The 11,508-nt window shown below is 58.3% G+C and carries 10 protein-coding genes; 8 read left to right on the top strand and 2 right to left on the bottom strand.

Annotated elements, in window-relative coordinates:
- Positions 1-2: 2 nt before the first annotated feature.
- Genes KYT87_RS22080 through KYT87_RS22055 form a run of 6 tightly spaced genes read left to right on the top strand, consistent with a single transcriptional unit; the run spans position 3 to position 7,417 of the window.
- Positions 3-491: a hypothetical protein gene (locus KYT87_RS22080; protein ID WP_219990849.1), complete on the top strand. Its 489-nt coding sequence runs from the start codon at positions 3-5 to the stop codon at positions 489-491.
- The gene (locus KYT87_RS22075; protein ID WP_175155066.1) at positions 492-1,058 is read left to right on the top strand and encodes a S26 family signal peptidase; all 567 of its coding nucleotides are present in this window, start codon (positions 492-494) and stop codon (positions 1,056-1,058) included.
- Positions 1,059-1,104: 46 nt separating this feature from the next.
- On the top strand, positions 1,105-2,085 hold the full coding sequence (gene traF / locus KYT87_RS22070; protein WP_219990848.1) for a conjugal transfer protein TraF: 981 nt from the start codon (positions 1,105-1,107) through the stop codon (positions 2,083-2,085).
- A gap of 12 nt (positions 2,086-2,097) precedes the next feature.
- Positions 2,098-3,585, top strand: a complete 1,488-nt coding sequence (locus tag KYT87_RS22065; RefSeq protein ID WP_082886914.1) for a conjugal transfer protein TraH — start codon at positions 2,098-2,100, stop codon at positions 3,583-3,585.
- Positions 3,582-3,911 carry a hypothetical protein gene (locus KYT87_RS22060; protein ID WP_175155065.1) on the top strand — a complete coding sequence of 110 codons (330 nt, stop codon included), beginning with the start codon at positions 3,582-3,584 and terminating at the stop codon, positions 3,909-3,911. Before KYT87_RS22065 ends, KYT87_RS22060 begins: the two co-directional genes overlap by 4 nt.
- A 5-nt stretch (positions 3,912-3,916) precedes the next feature.
- The gene (locus KYT87_RS22055) at positions 3,917-7,417 is read left to right on the top strand and encodes a conjugal transfer protein TraG N-terminal domain-containing protein (protein WP_219990847.1); all 3,501 of its coding nucleotides are present in this window, start codon (positions 3,917-3,919) and stop codon (positions 7,415-7,417) included.
- A gap of 117 nt (positions 7,418-7,534) precedes the next feature.
- On the opposite strand, the gene KYT87_RS22050 is transcribed toward KYT87_RS22055, so the two are convergent.
- Positions 7,535-8,131 (bottom strand): hypothetical protein, encoded by a 597-nt coding sequence (locus KYT87_RS22050; RefSeq protein ID WP_219990846.1) that lies wholly within the window; start codon positions 8,129-8,131, stop codon positions 7,535-7,537.
- Positions 8,132-8,282: 151 nt separating this feature from the next.
- On the opposite strand from KYT87_RS22050, the gene KYT87_RS22045 reads away from it, so the two are divergent.
- On the top strand, positions 8,283-8,579 hold the full coding sequence (locus KYT87_RS22045) for a hypothetical protein (RefSeq protein ID WP_063589026.1): 297 nt from the start codon (positions 8,283-8,285) through the stop codon (positions 8,577-8,579).
- Between the two features lie 77 nt (positions 8,580-8,656).
- On the opposite strand, the gene KYT87_RS22040 is transcribed toward KYT87_RS22045, so the two are convergent.
- Positions 8,657-9,541 carry a hypothetical protein gene (locus KYT87_RS22040; protein ID WP_219990845.1) on the bottom strand — a complete coding sequence of 295 codons (885 nt, stop codon included), beginning with the start codon at positions 9,539-9,541 and terminating at the stop codon, positions 8,657-8,659.
- A gap of 453 nt (positions 9,542-9,994) precedes the next feature.
- Here KYT87_RS22040 and KYT87_RS22035 point away from each other — a divergent pair, with 453 nt between their 5' ends.
- Entirely contained in the window at positions 9,995-10,510 is a 516-nt protein-coding gene (locus KYT87_RS22035) for a hypothetical protein (protein WP_063589027.1), read from the top strand.
- Positions 10,511-11,508 lie beyond the last annotated feature (998 nt).

Raw genomic sequence — 11,508 nt, 5'->3', positions numbered from 1 at the left:
AAATGAATTTGTTCTGGTTTTTGTACCTAAGCGCTGGCGTGGCGTTGCTGTGTTTCGTGGGATTGTGGCTGTTTCGGCCTAAGGCCATACGGCCAGAATATGCGATCGCAGTGATCGTCGCGGTGGTAATTGCGTCGACTCTTGCAGCATGGAACCTTGATTCGTACGGCCCGCTGAGTGCTGAGTCGAATTCCCCGCACGGGACACGATCGACCGCTACGTCTCAAGAAGTGGGCGGTGGCACGCCGGTCGTAGTGCTCGATGCGGCAGGGTTAGCTGAGCGCTTCTATGAGAGGGCGTCGCATGCCGGGGAGGTGAGCTCTCCGGTCGATGTCGCTCAAGATTTCGCGGCGCAATTGGCTCGCGTCCTGCGCGACTATGAAGGCGCAGGAATTCTTGTGCTGAACAAAAATGCCACACTTGCTGTCCCGCCCCTGAGGGATGTCACCACAGTCGTCGCTGAACGCCTGGGCTTGGGGGCGGAGAAGTAGATGGCTTACCTACAAAGCTCATGGCGAAGAATCGCGACCAACTGCCGCCAACTGTGCAAGAACCGCACGGCAATATTGTTAACGCTGGTGGGCGCCGTGCTGGCGCTCTCGGCCCGTCCGGTAATCACAGACGCGTTGCGCCAGAAGATGCACTTTGCCCTGGATGTGCAGGTGGAGGAGAACCGCTGCCTACCTCACACCTTCTACTTTGTAAGTCTTGGGCGTCCCGAAGGCGGGCTTAGCCGGGGAATGTACGTGGAGTACATCGCCAATGGTGGATTGATGGGCCATGCCCTGGATGGGGAGCGGATTATTAAGATCGTGGCCGCGCTGCCGGGTGATCGGGTTCGCGTGGACGATTCAGGCATCTCCATCAACGGAAAGCTCTGGGGCCCGCTGGGCCTGTCCAGTCGGCTTGGCGTAAGTGGGTTACGCATGCTGGGAGATAAAACGGTTCCAGAGGGCAAGGCGCTGCTGCTCGGCACCATGCCCGGATCCTACGATGGCCGGTACTGGGGATTCCTGGACCAAGACCAAATTATTGGACAGGCATGGCCCCTTTTTTAAGCCAAAAAAGTATGATTTAAATAAATCATTGGTGGAACACCGACAGATGTTTGAAAATCCGATTCTCAAGATATTTGCCGGGCTGTGGCTATGCGCTGCGATCTTGCCGACCGTCGCGGTTGCACAAGACGCAAGCTTTTATGACCGCAAGGGCGAAGGTTGGTTTTGGTACCAAGACCCGGACTTGGATCCCGAGCCTGTAGACGAGAACCGAGTAAAGCAGCAGCCAATCACGCCGGCCGCCGCCGATCCCAAACCGCCCAAGGCTGTTGAGCCTCCTTCCTACATGCGGCAAGAGGTGGAGCCCTTTTCCGTAGAGTGGTTACAGAAGCAGATGCCGGTGCTTCTGGGTCGAGCAATTGACGACCCAACAAAGGAAAACGTGGAGGCATATCTATACGCTCAACGAGTGGCGATGGACAAAGCGCAACGGTACGCAAACCAAGTTCAGATGGTTGTGGCAAATGATCCGTATCTAGACGAAAACAATCGCGTCCCACTGTCCAGCTTTGCGAAGAAAGATTTCCTGCGGTATCGAGGGGAAGGCCAAACCGAGGCGATGGAGCACCTCAGCAAGATCGGAGGTCTTTGGGTGTTCTTCGACTCGACGTGCGCCTTTTGTCCGCCGCAGGTCTCCGCTGTAAGGGATCTTGCTCGCGAATTCGGATTCCTGACCAAATTCATTTCGATGAACGGCGAGGCGGTCCCCGGGCTTGGACAGGATGAGTTTGTGCCGAATGGCGGCCAGGCGCAGCGGCTAGGTCTGCGCCTCACCCCCACTACGGTGTTCGTGGTTCCACCCGACAACTACTACATCCTGTCGCAAGGGATGATGTCTCAGGATCAGCTTCGTGACCGTCTGATCGTCGCTGCCGACTACAACGGGCTGCTACCAGAAGAAATCCTGAAGAAGCTACGCGTGTTCGATCGCGGCGTGCTCAGTACCGAGGACATGAAGGCGGGAGCGGGCGACGACCCAGGTGAGTGGGTGCGCTATTTGAAAGAGCGGCTGTCGGGCCAGTACTAAAAGGAAAACACTATGAAGTTGAGACTTCACATGCGAAGGTCCGTCGTTCTTACGGCACTCGCGGTCGCTTTGATCTTGTCACCTGCGGTAAAGGCGGCGTCGCTGAGTTCTGAGCTGGACGGCATGTTTGCGAACGCGACCGCACCTGGGTCGTTCAACAGCCAGCTACGCAACGGCTTTGTCGGTGGAGGAATTGGTGTGCGAACTCCGGTTCGTCCGATAAACCTTATCGCGTTTGATCCGCCGAGGCTCGCTGCTGGATGTGGTGGCATAGATCTCTATGGTGGCTCGTTCTCGTTCATCAATAGCGAACAGCTGCAAGCCCTGCTTCGGCAAATCGCGGCGAACGCAATCGGCGTGGCATTCAAGGCGGCGATCGACTATATCAACCCTGCGCTGGGCAAGATCATGGGTGACTTTCAGTCGATATTGCAAAGCTTGATGCAGAACCTTCGCAATACCTGCGCTCTTGCCCACACTGTCGTGAACTGGGGAAAACAGGCGTTGTTTGCCTCAGAGGAGTCGCTCTCCGCAGAAAATTCGGAAGGAAGCGGAGGCTTTGTCGACCGGGTGGCGAGCATCACCGATTCGGTCAAGGGCTTTTTCAGCAGCGCGAATCGCCAGTCAAAGGAGGCAGCGGATAAGAACGCCATTACCGAGACCGGAAATCTCGTGTGGAAAGCGCTGGGCAACTCTGGCGCCGCAGACGAGTTCGGCAATCTGTTGACGGGTGAGTCCACGCGAAAGGCGTCGAAGGAATTCGTCATGTCGCTTTCCGGTACGGTCGTTGTCGGAGCAGACGCCTCTGACAGCGATAGCGCAAAATCCATTGGCCAGGTTCGGGCGGGCACCGTCGACCTTTACAACATCCGAGATGGAGCCAAGGAGGGCCAGGCGAACCGGCTGGAAATGCTGCGTTGTCCAGCTAGTGGATACAACGACAGCACGGCTGACCGAGTACCAGACGGGCCGTGCACCACGGTGACGCTTGAAGCGGTTCCGTCGTCTTTCACGGGAGTGAAAGAACACGTCGCGAAGCTGCTGTACGGTTCAACGCTTGGCGCGAAGGACCAAGTGTATGCGGATTCCATTATTGCGAAGATCAACAGTTGCGAAAGCACGCGGAACGAGTGCGGATTCACCGCGCAGCAGCGAGCTCTACTGAACGCGGTATCGGCGCCTCTCTTAGGCCTTCTGGTCGCAACTCAACAGAACACGGCATCAATGACTCAAGTCGCAAAGCAACTTGAGCCATTGATCGTGAACGAAATAACGATCTCGTATGGGGACGCTGCGCTACGAGCCATTCGCCAAGCATTCTCGGGTAAGGACCAAACGACGATGCCGCCAGTGATCGAGGCTCGCGAACGGTTGCTGAGCGACCAAGTTCGTCAGATGCGCGAGGAAAATGCTATTCAGTGGGACCGTGTGATGAAGGCAAAGGAGTACTCCGACATCTTGGTCAAGTTCAACCCGGCCATTTTCAGGAATTATCGATGAACCCCCGGAATTCCATCGATACCGCCGTGAAAGCCCCGGCGACAGGCGATTGGCTGATTCGGGTCCTGACAGTAGCACTCCCACCGGTGCCCGGCGTCATTGCTATCGCGACGTTCATCTTTTGCTGCGTAATGTTCGCTCTTTCCGGAGGAAAGGTGGGCGTATTGCCGTGGGCGGGCTTCGCTGGCTTTATCGCACTGGCCGCCTGGCTCATTGTGTACACGTCGCTTTCAACTGTGCTCGTCGCGTCGCTCTTATTCCGGCGGCTGAGGTTTGGCGCATCAGAGAAGCGTGCCGTTTCGAAGAACGACATCCAAGCGGATTGAGGACTATGGCGACCTTTACTACCTACCTGACCGGCCCGCTCGATATGTTCTATGCCACGCTCAATGGCGTGGCCATGGCGTTCAACGACACCGGCCTCATTACTGGCGCTGCGGTGCTTGGCGGGTTGCTCGCGATCGCTTCCGGGGCCTGGTTCCACATGAACCAGTACATGCCAAGCACTGTCAATCGAGGGCACAGCATCTTCGAGAGCGCAGTGATAATCGTATTGGCGCTAACCGCTGCCGGATTGCCTATCCGCAACCAGCTGGTAAATGTGTATGACGGCAGCATTCGTGCGGTTGACAACGTGCCCGCGGTGCTTGGCATCCCAGCGGCACTCTACAGTCAGCTTAGCTACGGCGTCCTGGAGACCGTGGATACGTCTTTCTCGACGGTGAGCGGTAGCTACATGACTGTGGCGCAGAATGGCTTCGTTACACCGCTTGCGCTGCTTTTCACGATGCGTGGCGGTTTGGAGAAGGCCGACCCGGCGATGGTCGCGACCTGGAAGAATTTCGTGCTTTATTGTTCGCCAAACTCTGCGGTCAATAGCACAGAGACGGAGCAGGTTCCCGACTATTTCAACTATCTCTTGGACAACTCCAAACGGGGCGGCGTGCTGATCGGATACATCAACTACGACGGCACTGGAAACATCGAGGCCGGCGTTGCAATGTCGTGCATTGAGGCGGCAGAAGCACTGCGATCGCGCGTCGATTTGCTTTTCGCCAATGCCAATCTATCCACGTCTCCTCTGAACACTCTCATTAACCAGAACATGAAGACGGCCAAAGTCGGCTTGGGAGCGGGCGGGCAATCTTCGTATACGGTTGCGGACGTGGAAAACAGCTACAACGCCCTGATGCAGCTCGGGGCCGGATGGGGCCAATCGGCCCAGCAGTTTATGCTGAACGCACTGCTTCGCAATGCAACCGCCGACACATATCGATGCCGACTTGCCGCTACAAGCCCGTCGGCGTTCAACGAGTGCACCATGATGCAAAGCGACGCCATGGAGAAGTACAAGGTGGACGCAACCGCGGCAGGTAGCGGCTTTCAAAAGACGATGTTCACCGGCATGACGTATATGCAGATGCTGTACTACGCTTTTGGGGTCATTGTTTTCCTGTACGGTTTGATTGCGGGCGCGCGTTGTTTTGGAGCAATGGCGAAATTTATGCAGTTCGGCGCGTGGGTCTTCAGCTGGCTGCCGTTCGCGGCCGTGATTAATGGGTTCATCCAGCTCACCGTGGTCGAGAAGATGGGGCAGTACGCGCTCAACGCGTTGACATTGCAGAATTTCGATGCGGTGATGTACGACACATTGAGTACCAACCTTGCATATGCCTCCGATCTAATGGCGGCTGTTCCGTTGCTGACGATGGCGATCATCTATGGCTCTCCGTATGCAATGGCCGGTATGGCCCAACGCATGTCCGGGCGCGACTACGTGTCCGAGGATAAGGTTGCGCCCGACTCCGTTAAGAACTCCGCTCCCATTCAAGTGACGCCGGCGTACACGCAGAATATGCATGCTGGCGGCGCGTCGTCCTATGCGGCCGATCGACAGATTCAGGTTGGGAACGACCTCTCGGCCATGCAGCAGAGTACGTGGCAGCAGACTCAGCAGGCTCAAGCGTCAGTGGCTGATGCGATGGCCCAGGCCCACTCGACTACCTTTGGGCTCAAGTCAGGCAGCAGCACGTCGACTGCTGTGCGGGACACGGTTGCCGCGGGTGAGGAAAGCGCACAGATGGCCGCTCAGCAGACCTTCAAGCAGCGGCTCATCGAAAGCGGAATGACGGAGCAGAAGGCAGATGCGATCTTCCGCGAGCAAAGCAAGAGCATTGGAACCAGCGTGGACGGAAAGCTGGGATTTAGTGCTCCCATGGTCGGCGGTGTGAGTGCTGGTCGGTCGGTCAGCTGGACCGATTCGGATGGGAAGCGGCACACCGAGACTATTACGCAGCAAGAGTCGGAGAAAATTAACCGGGCGGCCATGGCCGCAAACTCATCCGCCACGACGATACGAATGGGAGCATTGTCGGACGCGGCGCACCAAGTGCAGAGAAGCGACGGCTGGGAATCAAGCGATGTCAGGTCGGCCACCGGATCGGTCACAGAGACCGTGTCGCGCGCGCGCTCTGAAATGGAGACTTTCGCGCGCACTGAGTCCGCCGGAAGTCGAATCGGTGCGGGCTTCACTCTGAGCCTAAGCCAGAACGGGCATCTGCTGGAGAGGAATGATTCGTACGCCCCGGTTAAGTCGACCATCGATGACCTGCATAACAAGCTGGTAGAGGCTCGTCCAGAGCTTCAGTCGGTGACCAACACCACCTATAGGCAACTCACCGACCAGGCGGGGTCCAATCGCGCTGGATCCGAGGAATGGGCAAAGCTGGAGACGCTGCGACAGTATGACCAGGGCGGGTACGTCCGTGCGGTCGACGTGATTGCAGGTGCGACTGGCATCGGTGCTGGTTTCGATGCCGGTGCGTTGCGAGGCGTGTCAGGTGATGTGCAGGCGCTCGCCCCGCCTGACGTAACCGGCCGCGTTGGGCCTGGCGGCGACGCGAGCTATCGGAGTGCCGGAGTGCCGCACACGATGACCGGAGACCATTTGCGTCAACAGCTGCAAGATTCGAACCAGGGATCGACTATCGTGCGACGCGGTGAGACGCTGGAGGAGGCCAACCAAGCACGGTATGAAGGCCAGATCGCAGCGCCCGGCTCCCGTGCAGCGGATGTTGACCTGTCGGGGCGGGTCATTGAATCTCTCTCGGGGGTTCCCGCTTCCGATCCAGTCGCGCGAGCCCAGGCATACCTTTCGGGCCGCGCATTCGCTGATGCGCCGCCAGTGGATGGCCAGCTTCGTGGGGAGGCTCCTATCGCGGCTGATCGTCAGAATGCCCCGTCCAGCGCTAATCCCGCACAGACGCCGGTAGCGGTGCCGGTGGCGGATAGCCAGCTTCGTGGGGAGGCTCCTATCGCGGCTGATCGTCAGAATGCCCCGTCCAGCGCTAATCCCGCGCAGACGCCGGTAGCGGTGCCGGTGGCGGATAGCCAGCTTCGTGGGGACGCTGTGCCTATCGCGGGTGATCGTCAGAATGCACCGCCCAGCGCCAGTCCGGCACAGACGCCGGTATCGGTGCCGGTGGCGGAGAGCCAGCATCGTGGGGACGCCGTGCCTGTTGGGGGTGATCGTCAGATTGCTCCACCCAGCGCCACTCCCATACAGCCGGCGACCATGGCACCATCGTCGGCCTCCGGAGGGGGGGATGGCCACGTGCCCATGGCACGGAATCCCACCGCCGGAACAGAAATCGGTGGTGGGCTGGGGGCTGGCGCGGCCGCTGCGGCGCCTCGATCGTCCGAAAGAACCGAGGTTGTCTGGTCCTCTGATCCGCAGGATGCCGAAGGTAGCTCGCCCAGTGGAAAGGATGCGCCGGGGGGGCGGCTTTTTGACGGTCAGCAAGGTCGTAATATTCGGCCCAAACGCGACTGACCCACCGCGGCGAGCATGCCCCGCAACCAGCGGGGCTTTTTTTTGCCTCCGTTGCTTTCACTCGGAGGTCGTGGGGAAAAAAAAACCGACATCCCAAGGGATGTCGGTATGTGCTGCTTATTGCCTCATGCGTTTAGCAAGATCCTCTTGAAATGCCTTTCGGCTGTCTTGCGCATCGCTTCGAAACTGACCAGTCTTGGCTGCAATATCTTTGTCGCGGCCAAGCGCGGTGGTGACGAGAATGACGAGAAAGACTGCGACAAGCACGAGTCCTACTACCATGCCAAACTTCTTTTGCAAGGTATCGACCTTCGTGTTCGCGGTCTCTGCATGTAACCGCTGTGCATCAGCGTGCAGCCTTTGGGTCTCCGCGGCGATGCGCGGAACTTCTGTTACAAGACGGGATGCGTCTGCGCGGTGCTTCTGGCCTTCCTCGACCAGTTTGTTCGCCTCGGCGTTGTACTTCTTAGCAAGGGACGACCTGGCTTCGTCGACGAGGTCTTCTCGGGCGCGGGCCCGAACGAGTGCGCTTTCGTCGGCCTCCGGTTCTTTTGACGCACGCGCCTTGCCGCCAAACGCAGACTCCGCGCCCACTTCAGTCACTGAACCGTGATGGAATCCCTCGGCTTCGGACGAAGCGAAGGATCCGTCCAAGGCAAACTCCCGCTGGGGATCGATCTCTCGCTCTATGCTCACGTCCTTTGTCGCGCTCATTGGGCTCTCCTGTATTGTCGAATGTTACATCGGCGATATCCTAGTGGTCCTATGTGATCGGCATCTGAAGGTGGCAGCGGGGTTACAGTTGCTGGTGTGCCCACCGGCCAGCAAGGTCTACAATCGGTGAAAATTCTGTTAGGAGGCCCATGTGGCTACCGTGCTGAAATACGTCGTCCGGAACGGCGCGACGTCGGAGGGTGTAGCGCGCGAGGTGCACCGATTGGTGGCTGACCTTGAAAGCCGGCACGCGACTGTATCGGTCGTCCCCCTTCCGAACAGTGACCTGGAAACTGGCGAAGTAGGCTACCTCATCATTGGTGCTGGGGATGCCGCAGCCCGTGCGCCTGAGTCCGACCGAGCGGAGGGGCTTCTTCCACCTGACTTGCGTCACATGACGGGTGACAAGCTCGTTGACGACCTTATCGTTGCCGATATTCTCAGGTAAGTTCGGTCGTAGTTCCTTTCTGGTCCGGTACGGACAAAAAAAATGCCTACTGACAAGTGTCAGTAGGCATTTGCCATTTAGGCGAGCTGATATACGCCGAGGGAGACGCGGACGAAAAACCGTTCGTCCTGGAGAACTTGGCGCACCTTCGCCTTCCAATGGACATTCTCGCGGGACATCGCATAGGGCTCCATGGCCGCGTAGATTTGATCCAGTGGGACGGGCGAGCGACCGTGGAGCGCTCGCCGGACCGCGGATCGCCACGTCGCGGCAACGATGTTGTCGACCCGTCGTTGAATGCGGACGAGCATACTGAACGCGCGGCCGCCGGCTTTCCTAAACACCAACAGTTTTTCGTGGCCGATCCGCACGAAGGAATTCGCGTAGTGTTTTCGGTCGCTGCTGCATTGGTGCTGAAGCTTAATGATCTCGTCCACGAGCCGGCCTGGTGCGATACGTTCAACGAGCGAGGACAGGTTGTAGTAGCGTCCCTCTCGCCTTAGATTTCCCATCAGCACGCCGTAGTGTCCATTTGGAGCGCATGCGTCGTGGATATTCATCAACGATACCGCCAGGGCTTCGGTGAAATCCGGCAAAGTCATTCGGCTCATATCGCCAGGGTGTGGCACATTCCCCCACTGCGAGCCGCTGTAGTGGATCATGTCCCAGTACGGGGGATGCCACCACACGGCTGCCGCATCTTCGCCCAGAAAGGCGCGGAAGTCGTCCCGGAGCAGATCAAAGCCTTGATGCAGGTCGGTGCCCTTGAAGCGCACGCGCAACTCGGCAGCCACGTGCGCGCTCGTGCCGCTGCCGATGCTCGGATCGGCAAACAGTCCGTCCAGCCTTGGAAGGTAAGTTTCAACGAAATCCTTGATGACGTGTCCTGAGCAGTTTCCGCGATAACGGCTATTGCCGTAGCTTCCTCTGTCCGGATAAGAGCAAACGGACGTATTGAACATGAGTGATACCTCGACAAAGTGGGTGGGGATGGAATCCGATCCCAACCAAGTCGAAGACATCTCGCGGTGGAGCATTTGAGTGCCTTAGAACGCCGCTCTCGTGGCGCCAAGCGCAGTGGCACGTGCGCGGGAGTTTCGGGCGTAATCATGGAGTCGTTAACCCTGGGGGGGACCCCGTCCTGCCGGTGAAGCAGGAGGGGGGGGCACCCCTTTGGCGGTGTTGACCGTCGGGTTCTGCTGAGGCCGAGTCATGAGGTGACGATCACATTGGCCAATGGTCATTTGTCATACTGCAATGGGAATTTCCTGCGGCAAATTTGCGGCCGGAATTTTCGGATCCGGGGGTTCCCAACACCCCGGTGAGGATGGCTAAATATTGCTTGGGAAGGTCCTAGTACGGGAACGAGGGGGTCACAGTTTGCTTAACCTAGTAGGGACCCGAGGGTCCGCCAGATGAATACGTACCGAACAGCCGCCGACAACGCTGCGCAGCGGGTCGAAGACATGAGACAAGTGATCGTCCGCATAGATGATGCCCTGCGCAGGCTGGACCAACTGCTGGACGCCTTGCAGCCGGCGTTGCCCGGGAAGCTACGCGTCGAATGGCGACTCGTGGGTGTCAGGGGGGAGGGCGAGGATAGAAGGACGTTGACTCCCCAGGTTGTTAAATGGCTGCGCAAGAACAACGAGAGCGTTTGGTGGTCGGTCGCTTTGCGGAAAGGGACTGCTTCCCGAAGCCGGCGCCGGTCCAAGGACTTCGAGGCCAATTCAGAAGCGGTGTCCAAGGTATGTCAGGAGATCGATCGATTACTCGACAAGCGAGCGAGGATTGGAACATTGCTGCAACGCTTCTCCTCTGGAGTTGGCGGGTTGTTGCCAGCCACATTGCATTGGCTCGACGAAATGGAGTCCATGCTGGATAAGATCCAGCGTCCCGCAGCAAATCCCCAGTCAAAAGGCGAGGTCTGAGGTGATGCCAACGGTGCATCAGTAGCTAGCCGGCCTGTCCTCGTCGTGCTGGTCAACGGCGCCAGAGTTCTCTCCAGATTTCACCACTTCAAATCCCCTAGCAAATTCCCTGGCAAATACCCGCCTCTGCGAGGCGGTCAAAGGGCCTTGGCTCTGATGGTCGATCCTTCAGTGTTCTCTGCCGCGTAGCGCATGCGCTCGTACGGATGCTTGGCTACGCTGACTCCCAACTACGCGACGTCCATACACACAGCGCAGGCATTCTCTACCCATGTGCCGAACGCTAGAGCTACCCATATCCCCACACAAAGGCACCACTCAGTGGCGAAGCTCCTTGACGGGGTTAGGAGCGTGCAGCCGGACACAGCTACATGCCTACAGCCTACTGTCACGGCTCTACTGGCCTGGCCAGGGGTTTTGGCTTTCCCTTCAGCTTGGCGGCCCTATACGTTATGCTGTGCCAGCAGTCATCTGGCTATCCACCATTGACCATTGTCGTCTGTTAACGGCCTTCAAGCGGCTAGGCGTCACAGTGGCATCCCTGGGCGTGGGTCCCGCCGCTAGTGGGATCCGGCGTTGCCGGATTGGATCGTGCCTCGGCAGTGGCGATACCTTCCGCCCCTTGCTCCTCTCCTGTCTTCCCAAGAAATTCCCGTTTTGGATTGCACAGTCCAAACGCTTAGTCGCGCCCGCTCGTCTTGGCCCCATAGGGATAATAGGTTATACCTACCCCGGGTCAACCGGCTTCATTGCGCAAATGTGCTTTTGGGCGTCCTGTGGTCGGGTTTCCCTTGCCCGGCAAGGGGAAAAGATTTCTCTCGGCTCTGGACCTGCTTTTTTTGCCCGGTGCTCCCTGTTTTGCACTTACGCGGGTTGGCGACAATTGTTTGTGCATCGAAATCGATTTAAGGCGTCGTCGGGGAAGGGGGTATGCAACCCCTTGGCTGTGCGCGGAACGCCCCGCCAGGCCTGCGTTATCCGCTTTGGCGGGCCGTTTG

This window comes from Achromobacter sp. ES-001 (assembly GCF_019448355.1).
Classification (GTDB): domain Bacteria; phylum Pseudomonadota; class Gammaproteobacteria; order Burkholderiales; family Burkholderiaceae_B; genus Achromobacter; species Achromobacter spanius_B.
Note: the sequence above shows the minus strand (reverse complement) of the source record. Positions and strands in the feature narration are given on the sequence as shown.